At 64.6% G+C, this 16,588-nt stretch carries 19 protein-coding genes; 12 read left to right on the top strand and 7 right to left on the bottom strand.

Translation table 11 applies throughout. The annotated features are described in order from the left end of the window. Positions 1–173: 173 nt before the first annotated feature. The 4 genes from FHY55_RS01070 (at position 174) to queG (ending at position 3,682) form a co-directional block, all read left to right on the top strand. Positions 174–1,079, top strand: coding sequence for a Hint domain-containing protein (locus tag FHY55_RS01070; protein ID WP_140012426.1), 906 nt, complete (start codon positions 174–176; stop codon positions 1,077–1,079). A gap of 40 nt (positions 1,080–1,119) precedes the next feature. Next, positions 1,120–1,866: a monofunctional biosynthetic peptidoglycan transglycosylase gene (gene mtgA / locus FHY55_RS01065; protein WP_140012425.1), complete on the top strand. Its 747-nt coding sequence runs from the start codon at positions 1,120–1,122 to the stop codon at positions 1,864–1,866. Between the two features lie 55 nt (positions 1,867–1,921). Then, positions 1,922–2,590, top strand: a complete 669-nt coding sequence (locus FHY55_RS01060) for a glutathione S-transferase family protein (protein ID WP_140012424.1) — start codon at positions 1,922–1,924, stop codon at positions 2,588–2,590. Between the two features lie 129 nt (positions 2,591–2,719). Then, complete coding sequence (gene queG / locus FHY55_RS01055) at positions 2,720–3,682, top strand: tRNA epoxyqueuosine(34) reductase QueG (RefSeq protein ID WP_254695478.1); 963 nt, start codon at positions 2,720–2,722, stop codon at positions 3,680–3,682. Between the two features lie 68 nt (positions 3,683–3,750). Here queG and FHY55_RS01050 read toward each other — a convergent pair whose 3' ends face one another. After that, entirely contained in the window at positions 3,751–4,452 is a 702-nt protein-coding gene (locus FHY55_RS01050) for a response regulator (RefSeq protein ID WP_140015951.1), read from the bottom strand. Between the two features lie 8 nt (positions 4,453–4,460). Beyond that, the gene (locus tag FHY55_RS01045) at positions 4,461–4,967 is read right to left on the bottom strand and encodes a MarR family winged helix-turn-helix transcriptional regulator (RefSeq protein WP_140012422.1); all 507 of its coding nucleotides are present in this window, start codon (positions 4,965–4,967) and stop codon (positions 4,461–4,463) included. Positions 4,968–5,126: 159 nt separating this feature from the next. Between FHY55_RS01045 and FHY55_RS01040 the strand changes: the two genes are divergently transcribed. The 3 genes from FHY55_RS01040 (at position 5,127) to FHY55_RS01030 (ending at position 7,470) form a co-directional block, all read left to right on the top strand. Then, the gene (locus FHY55_RS01040; RefSeq protein ID WP_140012421.1) at positions 5,127–5,996 is read left to right on the top strand and encodes a branched-chain amino acid aminotransferase; all 870 of its coding nucleotides are present in this window, start codon (positions 5,127–5,129) and stop codon (positions 5,994–5,996) included. Positions 5,997–6,072: 76 nt separating this feature from the next. After that, entirely contained in the window at positions 6,073–6,498 is a 426-nt protein-coding gene (locus FHY55_RS01035) for a hypothetical protein (RefSeq protein ID WP_140012420.1), read from the top strand. 63 nt (positions 6,499–6,561) lie between these two features. Next, positions 6,562–7,470 (top strand): DMT family transporter, encoded by a 909-nt coding sequence (locus FHY55_RS01030; RefSeq protein ID WP_140012419.1) that lies wholly within the window; start codon positions 6,562–6,564, stop codon positions 7,468–7,470. A 3-nt stretch (positions 7,471–7,473) separates the two neighbouring features. Here FHY55_RS01030 and FHY55_RS01025 read toward each other — a convergent pair whose 3' ends face one another. Then, the gene (locus FHY55_RS01025) at positions 7,474–8,616 is read right to left on the bottom strand and encodes a HupE/UreJ family protein (protein WP_140012418.1); all 1,143 of its coding nucleotides are present in this window, start codon (positions 8,614–8,616) and stop codon (positions 7,474–7,476) included. Between FHY55_RS01025 and FHY55_RS01020 the strand changes: the two genes are divergently transcribed. Genes FHY55_RS01020 through dxs form a run of 5 tightly spaced genes read left to right on the top strand, consistent with a single transcriptional unit; the run spans position 8,615 to position 13,437 of the window. Beyond that, positions 8,615–9,415, top strand: a complete 801-nt coding sequence (locus FHY55_RS01020) for a DUF4198 domain-containing protein (RefSeq protein WP_140012417.1) — start codon at positions 8,615–8,617, stop codon at positions 9,413–9,415. The two genes, FHY55_RS01025 and FHY55_RS01020, sit on opposite strands and share 2 nt — an antisense overlap. Before the next feature lie 36 nt (positions 9,416–9,451). Next, positions 9,452–10,396, top strand: a complete 945-nt coding sequence (locus FHY55_RS01015; RefSeq protein ID WP_140012416.1) for a histone deacetylase family protein — start codon at positions 9,452–9,454, stop codon at positions 10,394–10,396. Continuing rightward, the gene (locus tag FHY55_RS01010) at positions 10,393–10,635 is read left to right on the top strand and encodes an exodeoxyribonuclease VII small subunit (RefSeq protein ID WP_140012415.1); all 243 of its coding nucleotides are present in this window, start codon (positions 10,393–10,395) and stop codon (positions 10,633–10,635) included. The genes FHY55_RS01015 and FHY55_RS01010 overlap by 4 nt, the downstream gene beginning before the upstream one ends. A gap of 12 nt (positions 10,636–10,647) precedes the next feature. After that, on the top strand, positions 10,648–11,499 hold the full coding sequence (locus tag FHY55_RS01005) for a polyprenyl synthetase family protein (RefSeq protein WP_371707142.1): 852 nt from the start codon (positions 10,648–10,650) through the stop codon (positions 11,497–11,499). Between the two features lie 9 nt (positions 11,500–11,508). After that, the gene (dxs, locus tag FHY55_RS01000) at positions 11,509–13,437 is read left to right on the top strand and encodes a 1-deoxy-D-xylulose-5-phosphate synthase (RefSeq protein ID WP_140012414.1); all 1,929 of its coding nucleotides are present in this window, start codon (positions 11,509–11,511) and stop codon (positions 13,435–13,437) included. Positions 13,438–13,448: 11 nt separating this feature from the next. On the opposite strand, the gene FHY55_RS00995 is transcribed toward dxs, so the two are convergent. The 4 genes from FHY55_RS00995 to FHY55_RS00980 form a co-directional block, all read right to left on the bottom strand. After that, entirely contained in the window at positions 13,449–14,000 is a 552-nt protein-coding gene (locus FHY55_RS00995; protein ID WP_254695476.1) for an exopolysaccharide biosynthesis protein, read from the bottom strand. A 19-nt stretch (positions 14,001–14,019) separates the two neighbouring features. After that, positions 14,020–14,877, bottom strand: a complete 858-nt coding sequence (locus FHY55_RS00990) for an SDR family oxidoreductase (RefSeq protein WP_140012412.1) — start codon at positions 14,875–14,877, stop codon at positions 14,020–14,022. Beyond that, positions 14,870–15,535, bottom strand: a complete 666-nt coding sequence (locus FHY55_RS00985; RefSeq protein WP_140012411.1) for a class II aldolase/adducin family protein — start codon at positions 15,533–15,535, stop codon at positions 14,870–14,872. The genes FHY55_RS00990 and FHY55_RS00985 overlap by 8 nt, the downstream gene beginning before the upstream one ends. A gap of 66 nt (positions 15,536–15,601) precedes the next feature. Continuing rightward, a complete protein-coding gene (locus FHY55_RS00980; protein ID WP_140012410.1) occupies positions 15,602–16,585 on the bottom strand; it encodes a DNA topoisomerase IB in 984 nt (327 codons plus the stop codon). Positions 16,586–16,588 lie beyond the last annotated feature (3 nt).

The following is a 16,588-nucleotide window of genomic DNA, read 5'->3' as shown; positions in this document are numbered from 1 at the left end:
GTTTTTATCAGATAAGACGAGATCGGGGCGGCCATTGGCTGCCCCTTTTCGTTGGTGTGGGGGCTCGGTCAATTGCGGCGGAAACGCCCTGTTCTTACCCTCGCCCTGCCCTTTTTGGCTGCCATATTCATCCTGTTACCGCCGTGGGGGCGGGTATCCATGTGGAAGCAGAGATGCCGACGTATACCGACCAATTTTATACTTTTGACCCGGCCAATCCGCCCTCTGTGGGCGCCGAGGTTGACTGGGAGATGATGGACCTCGTCGACAACAACGGCGATGGCGATGTTGACCGTTTTAACGGCGACAGCGTGAACGGGAGCGATGTAACCAACTCCTACCCGGGCGATACGGTAACGATCAACGTCGCCGGGGTTGGCAATGTAACCTACACCGGGATTACCTTTTACCTCGCAGATGGCGGGCGAGTCTTTACCCCGACGGACGGGCAGACGCTGGCGAACGGCACCTTTGTGAGTTCCACATGGGTAAACGGGCAGGGTCCGTTGGATGTGGATGACCTCGGGCCGCCCTGCTTTACGCCGGGCACGCTGATTGCCTGCGAGGGCGGGTTTCGCCCGGCAGAAGAGCTTGAGGCAGGCGATCTGGTGATGACGCGCGACAAGGGCCTGCAACCGCTTGTCTGGGTCGGCCAGCGGCGGATTGGTGGGGCGGGTGCCTTTGCGCCGGTGCGCATTGCAGCCGGAACGCTGGGCAACACGCGCGATCTGGTTGTGTCGCAGCAGCATCGGATCTTGATCGAGGGCTGGCGGGCGCAGATGTATTTTGGCGAGGATGAGGTGCTGGTGGCGGCCAAGAGCCTGCTTGGCCATGACGGCGTGCACCTGATGCCCTGCCGCGAGGTGACCTATCTGCACCTGATGTTTGAGGGCCATGAGATCATCGAGGCCGAGGGCGTGCCAACCGAGAGTTTTGACCCGGGCGGCGAGTTTGCCAGCGCGGACAGCGAGACCAGGGCGGAGCTTGCCGCGCTCTTCCCCGAATGGGTAGGGCGGGCGCCCGGGCGGGTTAGCCGGCCGGTGATGCGGGCGCGTGACGCTTCCGCGCTTTTTGCCTGACGGCTTTTCTGAGGCGCGGCGGCGGCGTATAGCAGACGGGATGGCGCGCGCAGCAACGGCAAAGAAGCGCTCTGGAAAGAGCAAGAAGGCGAAGGCGAAACCGCCAGCGGTGCGCCGGGCGTGGCGCTGGTTTTGGCGCAGGCTGCTGCTGGTGATGTTGGTGCCGGTGGTGCTGACCTTCCTCGTTGTGCTGCTTTACAGCTTTATCGACCCGCCGACGACGCACACGATCTGGTCGGAGAAGCGCCGGTTGGGCGAGGTGGATCGGCAGTGGATCGGCATAGAGGAGGTGGCCCCCTCTGCAGTGCGGGCTGTGGTGGCTGCCGAGGATGCCAACTACTGCCTGCATTGGGGCTTTGACGTGGACGCGATCCGCGACGCGCTGGAAGACGGCGGCACGCGGGGCGCTTCGACGATCAGCCAGCAAACGGTGAAGAACGTTTTTCTGTGGCAGGGCCGAAGCTGGCTTCGCAAGGCGCTGGAGGCCTTGATTACGCCCGCTGCCGAGGCGGTCTGGAGCAAGCGGCGGATGCTGGAGATTTACCTTAACATCGCTGAGTTTGATGAGGGTGTCTTTGGTATCGACGCGGCGGCCTATCACTACTTCGGTGTGGCACCCCGCGATCTGACGCCGCTCCAGGGCGCTTTGCTTGCCAGTGTGTTGCCCAACCCCAAGCAGCGCTCGGCCTCGCGCCCCACCGCCAACCTGCGAAAACGCGCCGTGCGGATTGCCGATGGCGCGGCGACGATTGCCGCCGATGGACGGGCTTCCTGTTTCGAGGATTGAAGGTTGGCCGGTGGCCGCGTTATCACGGTGGCATTAACGAATATCGGGGAAGTTCATGAGCCACCGTCTGTACCACGTGCCGCTGTCGCCCTTCTGCCGGAAGGTGCGCCTTGTGATGGCCGAGAAACGGCTTGAGGTGGAGCTGGTGGAAGAGCGCTACTGGGAGCAGGAGCCCGACTTCCTGCGCCGCAACCCGGCGGGCAAGGTGCCGGTGCTGCGGATGAACGGCGTGATGATGGCCGAGAGCCAGCCGATTTGCGAATACATCGAAGAGAAAAATCCAGAGCCGCCGCTGATGCCGAAGGATGCCGAGGGGCGCTATGAGGTGCGGCGGATTTGCGCGTGGTTTGACGACAAGTTTCATCACGAAGTCACCGCGAACCTGCTCTACGAGCGGGTGAACAAGAAGGTCACTGGCGCGGGCTACCCGGAAAGCCGCAACGTGAAGGCGGGGGCGAAGGCGATCAAGTATCACCTCGACTACATGAGCTGGCTGCTGGATCAGCGGCGCTGGCTGGCGGGGGATGCGATGACGCTCGCCGACTTTGCCGCCGCCGCGCATTTGAGTGCGCTCGACTACATCAGCGATGTGGACTGGAACCGGAGCGAGAACGTGAAGGACTGGTACGCCAAGATCAAGAGCCGCCCCGCCTTTCGGGGGCTGCTGGCCGATCAGGTGCCGGGCTTCCCGCCGCCGCCGCATTATGCCGACCTGGACTTTTAGGATCGGCTGTCTGCGTGGGGGCCAGCGCCCACACACCCGGAGATATTTTCAGCAAGAGAATGGAGCGGGCCCGTGAAGGACGCCATTGTTGCGCGTGCTCTGGAGGAGGGATTTTCGCTGTGCCGCGTGATGCGAGCCGGGCCGCTGGAGGGTGTGCCCGAGAATCTGCGGCAGTTCCTGGCCGAGGGGCGGCATGGGCAGATGGAGTGGATGGAGCGCCGGGTGGAGTGGCGCGAGGATCCCTCGGTGCTGTGGCCCGAAGCGAAGAGCGTGATTGTGCTGGGAGAGAGTTACGGGCCGGAGTTTGACCCGCTGGCGGCGCTGGGGGAGCGCGAGAAGGGGCTGATCTCGGCCTATGCGCGGGGGCGCGATTACCACGATATCGTCAAGAAACGGCTGAAGCGGCTGGGGCGCTGGCTGATCGAGACCTATGGCGGCGAAATAAAGGTTTTTGTCGATACCGCGCCGGTGGCGGAGAAGCCGCTGGCGCAGGCGGCGGGGCTGGGCTGGCAGGGCAAGCACACCAACCTTGTAAGCCGGGATATGGGCTCGTGGTTTTTCATCGGGAGCGTGTTCACGACACTGGAATTAGAGGCTGATCCAGCGGAAGAGGACCATTGTGGGGGGTGTCGGCGGTGCCTTGATGTCTGCCCGACCGGGGCCTTTCCCGCGCCCTATCAGCTCGATGCGCGGCGGTGCATCTCTTACCTGACGATTGAGCACGCGGGGCCGGTGGACGAGGCGTTGCGGGGGCTGATGGGCAACCGGATCTACGGCTGCGACGATTGCCTCGCGGTTTGCCCTTGGAACAAGTTTGCCGTCGAGGCGGCGGATATGCGGTATCGCGGTGGGATAGAGACGGATTTGCCCGATCTGGCGGAGCTGGCGGGGCTGGATGATGCGGCGTTTCGGGCGCGGTTTTCCGGCTCGCCGATCAAGCGGATCGGGCGGGGGCGGTTTGTGCGCAATGTGCTCTATGCGATTGGCAACTCGGGCGTGGCGCGGCTGAGGCCGGTGGCGCAGGGGCTGTGTGAAGACAGTGACCCGGTGGTGGCGGATGCGGCGCGCTGGGCGGTGGCGCAGTTGGGGTGAGCGGGTGGTGGGCAGATTGCCCACCCTACAGCCATTCGTAGGGTGGGTGCCGACCCTCGAACCGGCGGTCAATCCGGGGCGAGCATGTAGCCTTCGCCGCGCACGGTTTGCAGGTAGCGGGGCTGTTTTGGGTCGGCCTCGATCTTGCGCCGGAGCCGCGTGATCTGCACGTCGACCGCGCGTTCCTGGGCCTGGCCGCCATCGCGCCCGAGATCTTCGACCAGCTTGTTACGGGTCACGGCAGCGCCGGGCTGGGCGGAGAAGATGCGCATGAGGGCGCTTTCGGTTGCGGTCAGGCGAACCATCTCCTCACCCTTCCACATCTCGCCACGGGCAACATCGTAGCGAACCGGGCCGAGGGAGAGCACCTTGGGGCCGGTATCGACCGCGACCTCGTTGGGCACGCGGCGCAGGATGGCGTTGATGCGCAGCAACAGTTCCTTGGGCTCGAAGGGCTTGGCGAGGTAGTCATCTGCCCCGGCCTCGAGCCCTGCGATCCGGTCTTCGGTTTCGCCCTTGGCGGTAAGCAGGAGGATGGGGGTGGTGACGGTTTCGCGCAGGGCGCGGGTCAGCTCCACCCCGGTTTCGCCCGGCATCATCACGTCCATCACGATCAGGTCAAACTCCAGCCCGGAGAGCAGGCGGCGGGCGTGGGCGGCGTCGCGGGCAGAGGTGGTGATGAACCCGTGGCGCAGCAGGAACTTTTGCAACAGCCCGCGAATCCGCTCGTCATCATCGACGATCAGTAGATGCGCGTCACACTGGTCGATCGAAACCATCAGCTCCCCTCCTTGAGCGCGGTATAGTGATGCCGCAGCTCCGGGTCCATCATCGCTTCGAGCACGGTGCGAAAGCCAATCACGGCTTCGGGACCGGCATGGCGAAAGGCGGCGCGCATCCTGTCGCGCTGGGCGTCTGACAGGCGCTGCTCCAGCCGGGTGCCCGCTTCTGTGAGGTGGAGGTGCCGCTCGCGCCTGTCTTGCCGGCCCACGCGGCTTTCAACAAGGCCATCCTCGATAAGGGTGCGCAGAACGCGGTTTAGAGACTGTTTGGTGACGCCGAGAATGGAGAGCAGGTTGTTGACGGTGGTGCCGGGGGAGCGGTGGATGAAATGCACCGCCCGATGGTGCGCACGGCCATAGCCAAGCTCGCCGAGGATACGATCGGGATCGGCGGTGAAGCCGCGATAGGCGAAGAACATCGCCTCGATTCCCTTGCGTAACTGCTCATCGGTCAGAAACAGCAGGCTTTCGCTCGATTGCGGATTACCGGGGCCGTCGGCCATGTTGTTGTCCTGTCTGGATTTCTCCTCTTGGTGGCGGATATTATGTCAGCCTTGTTGACTTTCCAAGGATGGATTGGTAGCGAGTCGCAGGTTTTGCGCAAGATTGTGTCCGGTTCGGACCTTTGGTGCGCAATATTCGAAAAATTGGAGGAGGGTCCGATGGTTGGAGCCTATGATGACCGTGACGGCAAGATCTGGATGGATGGCAAGCTGGTGGACTGGCGCAGCGCCAATGTGCACCTGCTGACCCACGGGCTGCATTATGCCTCCAGCGTGTTCGAGGGCGAGCGCTGCTACAACGGCACGATTTTCGAGAGCCGCAAGCACAGCGAGCGGCTGATCGCCTCGGCGAAGTGGCTGGATTTTGACATCCCCTACACTGTCGACGAGCTGGAAGCGGCGAAATACGAAATGCTGAAGGCCAACGGCTGGACGGATGCCTATGTGCGGGCCGTTGCATGGCGCGGGGCGGGCGAGGACATGGGCGTGTCTTCCATGAAGAACCCGGTGCGCGTGGGCATCGCGGGCTGGGAGTGGGGCAACTACTACGGCGACGCCAAGATGAAGGGCGCCAAGCTGGATGTGGCCAAGTGGAAGCGGCCGAGCCCCGAGACGATCCCGGTGCATGCCAAGGCTGCGGGGCTCTACATGATTTGCACGATGAGCAAGCATGAGGCCGAGGCCAAGGGCTGCTCGGACGCGCTGTTCATGGATTACCGCGGCTATGTGGCCGAGGCGACGGGGGCCAACATCTTCTTCGTCAAGGATGGCGAGGTGCATACGCCCAAGCCTGATTGCTTCCTCAACGGGATCACCCGGCAGACCGTGATCGGGATGCTGGCGGAGCGGCAGATCAAGGTGCATGAGCGCCATATCATGCCCGAGGAGCTGGAAGGCTTTGAGCAATGCTGGCTGACCGGCACCGCCGCCGAGGTGACCCCGGTAGGCGAGATTGGCGACTGGAAGTTCGAGGTGGGCGCGCTGACCCGTGACATGAGCGACAGCTATGAGAAGCTTGTGAGAAGCTGACCGGGCACCTCTTAACCTGATTGAAAGGCGGGACTGGGAAACTGGGCCCGCCTTTCTTGTGTTTGGAGGCCCCCGCATGTGGGTCAAGCAGCTCTTATACGGTCTGTTCCTTGCCTTTGTCGTTGCGCTGCCCTCCGCGCTTGCGCTGGGCTACTACAAGATCACAGGTGACCCGACCTTTCGGCCCTTGGCGCAGAGCATCGAGCGCGTGGTGTTCCGTGGAGAGGTGGGGGAGGCGCGGGATTTGCAGGTGCAGTTGCGGCTGCATGATCCGAGCGCGGCGGATGGCCTCAGAATGGCGAGGCAGATTCGCCGCAGCTTTTCCGCCAAGGGGATCGACGCGCGTGTTTACGTGCTCACCATTCCCGAAGGCGAGCGGGCTGGCGTGATCTTCAGGGTGCATAGCAACCGTCTGGGCCCCTATCCGCTTTCGCGTGCCTCGGAGGGGATACAGGCGGCGGTTTCGGCCTACCGGATGACGGTGCGCGCCGCGGCGGAATAATTTGCGGTCGCACCTTGGGGCGCGGCGTGGTCTAAGGGCGCAAGACCCGGACAAACCAGTATAATGAAACCTCTCGTCGGCATTTCGCTCACTCTGAGCGCCATATTCATGTTCACCATCATGGGCGCGCTTGTGAAGGCGGCGGATGGCATTCCGGTGGGGCAGACCGTGTTCTTCCGCGCGGGCTGCGCGCTGCCCGTGATCGTGCTGTGGCTCTGGATCAGGGGAGACATGCCGAGCGGGCTCAAGGTGAAGAGCGTGCGGAGCCATGCGATCCGGGCGATTGCAGGCTCGGCCGCGATGGGGCTGGGCTTTCTTGGGTTGCGCTACCTGCCCCTGCCGGAAGTGACCGCGCTGCGGTTTGTCACGCCGATCCTCATCGTGATCTTCGCGGCGCTGCTGCTCAAGGAGCGGGTGCGCCTGCTGCGGATCAGCGCCGTGGCGGTGGGGCTGGTGGGCGTGCTCATCATCATGTGGCCACGGCTGACGCTTTCCGGCGGCGAGCGGGAGTTTATCGGCACGGTGATGGTGCTGTCGTCCGCCATTCTCGCCTCGCTGGCCCAGATCTTCGTCAAGGCGATGGCGTCGAAGGAGTCGACAGCGGCCATTGTCTTTTACTTTTCGGGCACGGCCACGCTGCTTTCGCTTCTGACGATCCCGTGGGGCTGGGTCTGGCCGAGCCCTCAAGAGTGGCTGCTGCTCGTGGGTGCCGGGTTGATCGGCGGGGCCGGGCAGATCCTTGTGACGTCTTCCTACCGCTTCGCCGATGCCTCCCTGCTGGCGCCCTACACCTATAGCTCGATGATCTGGGCGCTGGTGATCGGCTACTTCGTGTTCAACGAGCTGCCTACGCTCCAGATGCTGGGCGGCGCGGCTTTGGTGATTTGCGCCGGCGTCTTTATCGTTTGGCGCGAGCAGCAGCTGGGCAAGGACCGGGCGGCGCGGGGCAAGATCAACGCGACGATGAAATAGGCCTCAGAGCAGCGTGCGCTCCACCACCCAGAAGGCGGCAATGGCGGCGATTGCGAGGGAGGCGGGGATGGCGACAGCGCGGCGATACCAAGGCTTCTGTCCCAGCCAGTAGCCCACGGTCAGGAACGCGAGCGCGATCACGGTGAGTTGCCCTATCTCGACGCCGATGTTGAAGCCGATCAGCCCTGCCAGGAACCGCGATGGCTCCAGCCCGACATCGCCCAGCACATAGGCAAAGCCGAGGCCGTGCAGCAGGCCGAAGAGGGTGACAACGACGATGCGCCACCACCCGAGCCGCCCGCCAAAGATGTTCTCGACGGCGACATAGACGATGGAGGCGGCGATGAGCGGTTCCACCACGGCTGCCGGGATCAGCACGATCTTCAGGCTGGCGAGCGCCAGCGTGACGGTGTGCGCCAAAGTGAAGGCCGTGACCTGCCAGAGCAGCGGGCGCAGGTGGAGCGAGAAGAAGAAAAGGCCGAGCACGAAGAGAATATGATCCAGCCCCTTGGGGATGATGTGCTCGAAGCCAACCACGATATAGCGGCCAAAAAGCGCAAACCCGCCTTCTGTAACGACCTCACCCGAGCGGGGCAGAGGCTGGCTGCTGGTGCCGGGGTTGAGGAAATCGGAATAGGCATCTTCTCCACCACCCATCTGGCGCAGGATCAGCGGGCCAAGGGCGGAGGCCCAGCCGATGGTAACGGGCGCGTCTCCGGGCGGCAGGGCGCCTGTGATCACAGCCGTTGTGTCGCGCGGGAGAGACGCATCGGGCACCTCCGCGACGGACACCTCGCCCAGCGTGAGGGAGACGGGCGCATCGCCTGCCAAGACTTCGAAATCATCCTGCAACTCCGGCCAGACAGCCCGCAAACGGCTTGCAAGCTCTTCCGCGGGAAGGGCGCGCAGGGCGTCATAGGCCTCGGCCTGTGGCACATCGTCGGTGTTTTCTCCGGCGGATTGATCGACCCCGGCCAGAATGGCCTCTGCGTTGAGAGTGACCTGCAGTGTCACTGTTTCTGCCGAAACCGTCACATCGGCCACGGATGGGTTCAACTCATGCGCGGCGCTCGCGGAGGCGTGGGTTGACAGCAGGAGGGCGAGTGCCAGTGTTCGTAGGGACTGCCAAAGGGTAAGGGTCTTCATGCGTTTCGCTTCGCTCGCTTTCTGCCTCATCGCCGCGCTTCCCGCGCAGGCTCATGAATTCTGGATTTCGCCTGATGCCTATCAGGTGCCGGCTGGGGGCACGCTAAGCGCGGAGTTCCGGGTAGGGCAAGAGTTCAAAGGCGGGGGTTACGTGTTTGTGCCCGGGCGCTCGGAGCAGTTCTTTGTGGCCTCCCCGGCGGGCAAGACAGAGGTGACGCCGCGGGTGGGGGACCGCCCGGCGCTCAACGTCCCGGCCCCGGAGGAGGGGTTGAACGTGGCGGTGCATGAAACCAGCGACCTGACGGTGACCTACAAGGACATCGAGGTGTTCAAACGCTTCCTCGCCCATAAGGATTGGGCGTTTCTCGAAGAGGTACACCGCCAGCGCGGCCTGCCGGACGCGGGCTTCAAAGAGGCTTACCGCCGCTATGCCAAGGCGCTTATTGGTGTGGGGCACGGCGAGGGCGCGGATGTTGAGGTGGGGCTGGATCTCGAGCTTGTTGCCGTGCTGAACCCCTACGCCGACAATCTTGGCGCCGGGATGCTGGTGGATCTTTACCACTACGGTGCCAAGCTGGGGGACACTCAGGTGGAGGTGTTCGACAAGGCGCCCGATGGGAGCGTTGAGGTGTTTCAGTTGACGACCACGCGTGGCGGGCGCGTTCGCTTTGATGTGACGCCGGGCCATGAGTACTTGGTGGATTCCGTGATTGTGCAGAGCACCCAGAATGACGACGTGGACGCCGGGCCTGTTTGGCGCTCGCTTTGGGCCTCGCTCACGTTTCGTGTGCCCGAGTAGCTTGCGAGTGCGGGCGCGGCGCGGCAGGGTAGCGCCATGACAACCGCTGTATTCACCCATGACGACTGCCTGAAGCACCTCACGCCCCCCGGCCACCCCGAGCGGGTGGACCGGCTTGAGGCGATATTGGAGGTGCTGGAAGGGCCGGATTTTTCGGCACTGGACTGGCATGATTGCCCGCTGGCCGACCGGGCCGAGCTGCTGCGGGTGCATCCCGAAGCGCATGTGGCGGCGGTGGAACGCGCCGTTGAGGCGGCGGGCGATGGCTGGGACTCGATAGATGCCGATACCCATGTGATGGCCGGTTCGCTCAAGGCGGCGTTGCGTGGCGCGGGGGGCTGCGTGGCGGCGGTGGAGCGGGTGATGCGCGGTGCGGCGCAGAATGCCTTTGTTGCTGCTCGCCCGCCGGGCCACCATGCAGAGAAGGCAACGCCGATGGGCTTTTGCCTGTTCGGAAACGTCTCTATCGCGGCAAAAAACGCGCTGGATGTGCATGGGCTGAACCGCGTGGCGATTATGGATTTTGACGTGCACCACGGGAATGGCACGCAAGACCTGCTGTGGGATGAAACCCGCTGCCTGTTCATCTCCACCCATCAATCGCCGCTCTATCCGGGCACGGGTGCGCAGCATGAGACTGGGGGCGACAACAACGTGATGAACGTGCCGTTGCCGCCTGACACGGGCTCTGCCGGGTTTCGCCGGGTGATGGAGGCCGAGGTGCTGCCGGCGCTGGATGACTTTGCGCCGGAGCTCGTGCTGATTTCTGCTGGCTTCGATGCCCACCGCGCCGACCCTTTGGCGCAGATGAACCTCGTGGAAGAGGATTTTGCCTGGGCAACGGAGCGGCTGTGCGATGTGGCGGATGCCCATGCCGGGGGCCGGGTGGTCTCGACGCTGGAGGGCGGATATGATCTGGAGGCGCTGGCCGCGAGCACGGCGGCGCATGTGAAGGTTTTGATGAAGCGGGGCGAAAGATGAGCGAGAAGCCGGTGGCTGAGATGAGCTTCGAGGAGGCGATCCGCGAGCTGGAGAATGTGGTGGGCCGTCTGGAAGGCGGAGACGTGCCGCTGGAAGATTCGATTGCCCTCTATCAGCGTGGCTCGGAGCTGCGCGCCAAGTGTGATGCTCTGCTGAAGGCCGCCGAGGAAAAGGTGGCCAAGATCACCACCGACGCCGAGGGCGCGCCCACGGGCACCCAGCCGCTGGACGTCGACTAGGGGCGTTTTGCCGTGAAACAGAGACTGTTTGAGGCCCGTGAGTTGGCCAGCGCGGCGATTGCTGGTGCCGTGCCGGACGGCGGGCGCGTGGCCGAGGCGATGGGCTATGCCTGCGCGGGCGGCAAGGGGCTGCGGGCGCTTCTGGTGGTGGAATCGGCGCGGCTCTATGGCGTGGAAGCAGAGGCAGGGCCGGTGGCCGGGGCGATTGAATCGCTGCATGCCTATAGCCTCGTGCATGACGACCTGCCCTGCATGGATGACGACGACTTGCGGCGGGGCCAGCCAACGGTGCATCGCAAGTGGGATGAGGCAACGGCGGTGCTGGCGGGCGATGCGCTGCAATCGCTCGCGTTTCAGCTGATCGCCGGTGCAAACCTGCCTGCGGAGGCGCGGATTGCGCTGGTGCAGAGCCTTGCAGAGGCCGCGGGCGTGGCAGGCATGGTGGGTGGGCAGGCGGCTGACATTGCCGCCGAAACCGCCGAAACGCCGCTGACCCTGCCCGAGATCGAGGCCCTCCAGGCCGGGAAAACCGGGGCGCTTATCACGTGGTCGGCGCTGGCCGGGCCGCGCATGGCGGGCGCTCAAAGTGCTGCCCTGCGACATTATGGCGATGCAATCGGGCGGGCCTTTCAAATCTTTGATGACATATTGGATGTAGAGGGAAGCGCAGAAACCGTAGGCAAAGCGGTTGGAAAGGATGCGGCCCGGGGCAAGGCGACCTTTGTTTCGCTTCTCGGGCTGGAGCCTGCGCGGAAACGTGCCGCTGAGCTCGTGGAAGGCGCCATTGCGGCGCTGGAGCCCTACGGGCCGTCGGCGGAAACGTTGCGGGAGGTCGCGCGTTTCGTTATTGCCCGCCGCAGTTAGGAGGCCAGAATGAGCCAGAGCCCAGCCACGCCGCTTCTCGACCGGGTGAATGACCCGTCCGCCCTGCGCCAGATGAGCGATAGCGAGCTGCTGCAGGTGGCGGGTGAGCTGCGCACCGAGACGATTGATGCCGTCAGCCAGACCGGCGGCCACCTTGGGGCCGGGCTTGGCGTGGTTGAGCTGACAGTGGCGATTCATGCGGTGTTTGACACCCCGCGCGACCGGCTGGTTTGGGACGTGTCGCACCAGTGCTACCCCCACAAGATCCTGACCGGGCGGCGCGACCGCATTCGCACCCTGCGCCAGAAGGATGGGCTGAGCGGCTTCACCAAACGCTCCGAAAGCCCCTATGACCCGTTTGGCGCGGCGCATTCCTCCACCAGTATCAGCGCGGCGCTGGGCTTTGCCGTGGCCCGTGATCTTGGCGCGCCTGCCGATCCGCCGCTGGGCGATGCGATTGCCGTTATCGGCGATGGCGCTATGAGTGCGGGCATGGCCTATGAGGCGATGAACAACGCAGGCCACCTCGGCAAGCGGCTTTTCGTGGTGCTGAACGACAATGAGATGTCGATCGCCCCGCCGACCGGCGCGATGAGTGCCTACCTCAGCCGACTATACGCCGGTGCGCCGTTTCAGGAGTTCAAGGCGGCGGCCAAGGGGGCGGTGAGCCTGTTGCCAGAGCCGTTCCAGGAGGGCGCGCGGCGGGCCAAGGAGCTGCTGAAGAGCGTGACGGTGGGCGGCACGATGTTTGAGGAGCTGGGTTTCTCTTACGTCGGGCCGATCGACGGGCACGACATGGAGCAGCTGCTGCCGGTGCTGCGCACGGTAAAGGCGCGGGCAGATGGGCCGGTGCTGATTCATGTGATCACAAAGAAGGGCAAGGGCTATGCGCCCGCCGAAGAGGCGCCCGACAAGGGGCATGGTGTTGCCAAGTTCGATGTGGTCACCGGCAAGCAGAAAAAGGCGCCGAGCAATGCGCCGAGCTATACGAAAGTCTTTGCAGAGAGCCTGATTCAGGAGGCGGAGGCCGACCCGCGCATCACCGCTGTGACCGCCGCCATGCCGGATGGCACGGGGCTCGACCTTGTGGGCAAGCACTTCCCCGGGCGGGTGTTTGATGTGGGTATCGCCGAGCAGCATGCCGTTACCTTTGCGGCCGGGCAGGCGGCGGGCGGGTTGAGGCCCTTCTGCGCGATTTACTCCACCTTTCTGCAACGCGGCTACGACCAGGTGGTGCATGATGTGGCGATCCAGCGCCTGCCGGTGCGCTTTGCCATCGACCGGGCCGGGCTGGTGGGCGCCGATGGGGCAACCCATGCGGGCGCGTTTGATGTGGCCTTCCTTGCCAACCTGCCCGGGTTCGTGGTGATGGCCGCTGCCGATGAGGCGGAGCTGCGGCACATGGTGGCCACGGCGGCTGCGCATGACGACGGGCCAATTGCCTTCCGATATCCGCGCGGCGAGGGCATGGGTGTGGACATGCCGGAGCGCGGCATTCCGCTGGAAATTGGCAAGGGCCGGGTGATTCAGGAGGGCAAAGGCGTGGCGCTGCTGTCCTTCGGGGCGCGGCTGGCGGAGGTGATGCAGGCCGCAGAGGCGCTGGCCGCCCGCGGCGTGACGCCAACGATTGCCGATGCCCGCTTTGCCAAGCCGCTGGACAAGGAGCTTTGCCTGCGGCTCGCCGCTGAGCATGACGCCGTGATCACAATCGAGGAGGGCGCGATTGGCGGCTTTGGCAGCCATGTGGCGCAGCTCTACGCCGAGGAAGGCGTGTTTGATGAGGGGCTGAAGTTTCGCTCGATGGTGCTGCCCGATACCTTCATCGACCAGGCCAGCCCGCGCGACATGTGGGCTGAGGCGGCGATGAATGCCGAGCAGATCGAAGCGAAGGTGTTGAGCGTGCTGGATGTGGCGCAGATTGGCTCAAAACGCGCCTGAACAGAGCCTGTTTAGCCCGTCAGCCAGTAAATCGCACCCGCCGCAACGCCGATCCAAAGATAGCCAACCAGTGTAAACAACCCATCGCGGAGCAGGAGCCCGATGGCAAAGAGGCTGATGACCACCGCGAAGAGCGAGGTGACCATTGGCAGCAGTTCCAAGAACGGGATGATCACGCAGATGAGTGTGATCACAACCGCCGCCAGCAAGTTTGCGGGGCGCGAGACCAAGGGGCTGAGGCGTTTGCGGGAGTGTTTGTCGATCCAGTGGCAGGGCTTGCGCATCCAGTCGACGGCATCTGCCAACTTCTCGCCCCGAACCTTGCGGCGGGTCAGCCACCCGGGGAGCCAAAGATGCTCTCGCCCAAGCAGTTTTTGCACAATCACCAGCCCGATCAGCACCGCGCCAAGGGTTGGCAGACCCGGGATGCCCGAAATCGGTGTGACGAGAATGAGGGCGGGAATCAGGATGAGGGGCGCAAAGGCGCGAACGCCCACCTCTTCGAGCAAGTCCTGAACCGAAACTGTTTTGGCAGATGTCAGCCCGTCGAGCGCGTCCAGCACATCGGACAACGACCGAATGTCACTCTCTTTCGAGGAGTGCTCTGAGCCCGTCCCGGTACGTCGGGTAGAGGAGCTCGATTCCAAGGTCTCGCTTGATACGGTCATTCCTCACCCGCTTGCTCTCGGCATAAAAACTGCGGGCCATGGGAGAAAGTTCCGCGTCTTCGATAGAAATTGCGGGTGGCACGGGGAGGCCGAGGAGATTGGCGGCGTGTTCGATGACGTCTTGCGGCGGCGCAGGATCATCATCGCAGAGGTTGTACACCGCGCCGGGATCGGGCCGGGCCATGGAGGCGGCGAGCACTTGGGCGATGTCCTCGACATGGATCCGCGAAAACACCTGACCGGGCTTGATGATCCGCCGGGCCTTGCCCGCCCGCACCTTGGCGAATGGGCCGCGCCCGGGGCCGTAGATGCCGGCGAGGCGGAAGATGTGCAGGGGTAGATCGTGGGTAGCGGCCAGCGCTTGCCACGCGGCCTCGGCCTGGGTGCGCATCTCGCCGCGCCGGGTGGAAGGGGAGAGCGGCGTTTGCTCGTCGACCCAGCCGCCTGCATGGTCACCATAGACGCCGGTTGTGGAGAGGTAGCCGAGCCAGACAGGGGCGCTTTCGGCAAGGATAGAGCCTATTTCGGGCAGAAACGGGTCTCCCTCTTCCGTGGGCGCGGCGTTCAGCAGAATGTGGCTGGCGCGGGCGGCGAGCGGTGCAAGATTGGTGCCGGGCCAGAGGTGCATTTCGGCGTGTGGGGCCTGCAGCTTGCTCTCGCTGCGGGTGGTGCCGATGATCGTCCACCCCGCGGGCGCGAGGCGCGCGGCGAGTGCGCGGGCGGAATAGCCGTGACCGAGAGAGAGCAGGGTTTTCCCCGGTGCGTCAGGCACTGTTTTGCTGCTTTACGGCGGCAAAGAAGGCCTCGGCATCCGGCTCGGGCTGGGTGGATGCGAGCTCGTCGGGGAGGCGGCGCAGGCTGTGGCCGGTGGAGAGGGCGCGCAGATAGGTGCCGGCAGCCCGCTCGAAGCGATGCAGGTAGGAGAGCGCGAGAGACACGCGGGGGCCTAAGGTAAGCACGCCCTGGTTGCCGATCAGCGCCGCGCGGAGACTGGGGGCGGAGAGCAGGGCGGCGAGACGGCCGCCCTCATCTTCTGGCGTGCGCCCGCCGAAGTCGGAATCGACCAGATGTTTGTGGTGAAACAAAGAGGAATCAGGGCAGATCGGCTGCAACTGGCTCTCGGTCAGCGCGGCCAGCGCCCGTGTTTGGGGCGGGCGTGCGAAGAGCAGGCAGCGCGTGTCGGGCAGGGCGGTGAGCGCGACGGCAAGGGTGGCACCGATCCCCTCGGGCGGGCCAGTGCGAATGTCATCCGGGGTGCAGCCGCTGCCATCGCACCAGAGCAGCGATGTGTCATCTGGCCTGATAAGGCAGAGAAAGTCGCCCGCATCGACGAGGCCGTTGCGCAGAGCCCAGCCGCTCGCCGCCGAAAGATCGGTTCGATCGGGCCAATTGCTGATGCTTGGCAGGCTGGAAAAGAGACCCTTTTGCATTGGACAACGAATAGTCGGCCCTGCCAGCGGGTCAAGAGGGTGATAAGGCGCGGAGCGGGCCACTGCCTAGGGTGTCCAGCGGGCGATGAGCTTTAGCAGCCGTCGCTCGGCGAGGCGCAGGCCGGGGCGGTCTTGCGCGGTATCGGGCAGGGCGGATGGGTCGCTGGCGAGGTCGATGACGGCGGGGTGGATGTAGCTGTTGCGGGCGATGGTGGGGGTGTTGCCGAGGCGCTTGGCGGCAGCCTCGGACATGCCCTTGATCGTGACCGTTTCGGCCAAACTCGCCGCCTCCAGCGCCGCGACGGAGCCTGACCATGTACGGAAGGTTTTGGCGGTGATGCCCGGCGTTCCGGTGATGTCGGCCAGCCAGTCGTTGACGCGCGAGGAGCTTATGGTGCGCGGCTCGCCCTCCTCATCCACCCATGTCACCAGCTCGGCGCCGGGGAGGTCATCGAGCTTTTGCAGGGTTTGCTGCATCCGCTTGTTGCCGATCTTGCGCCGCACCTTCTTGCCGCCTTTGGAGGTATAGCCAAGGTGCAGGTCGCCATCCTGCAGCCGCAGGTGGCGGGAGCGGAGCGTGGTGGCGCCATAGGTGCCATTTTCGGCGGCATAGTCACTGTTTCCGACCCGCAGAGAGAGCCTGTCGATCATGGCGATGACGGCGGCGAGGGCGAAAGGCTCTTCGCCCGCGTCGAGGGTGAGGTCGCGGGCGACACGGCGGCGAATGGCGGGCAGGGCCTCTCCGAAAGCGGGGAGTTCGGCGTATTTGGTGGCGGCGCGATAGGCGGTCCAATCCGGGTGGTAGCGATACTGTTTGCGCGCGCGGGTGTCGACGCCGGTGGCTTGCAGGTGGCCGTTGACCTTGGGGCTGATCCAGACTTCCTCGTAGGCAGGCGGGACGCCAAGTGACTTGAGGCGTGCGCGTTCTTTCTGGTCGTCGATGGTGGTGCCATCCGGCGCGGTATAGGTGAAGCCGCGCCCGCAGCGGCGGCGGGCAATGCCGGGGCGGCTGTCGGGGTAGTAGACGAGGGAGGCGGGCGCGGCGTTCATGGG

The sequence above is a fragment of the Oceanicola sp. D3 genome (assembly GCF_006351965.1).
GTDB lineage: Bacteria > Pseudomonadota > Alphaproteobacteria > Rhodobacterales > Rhodobacteraceae > Vannielia.
This window is presented reverse-complemented; position numbering and strand designations above follow the sequence as displayed.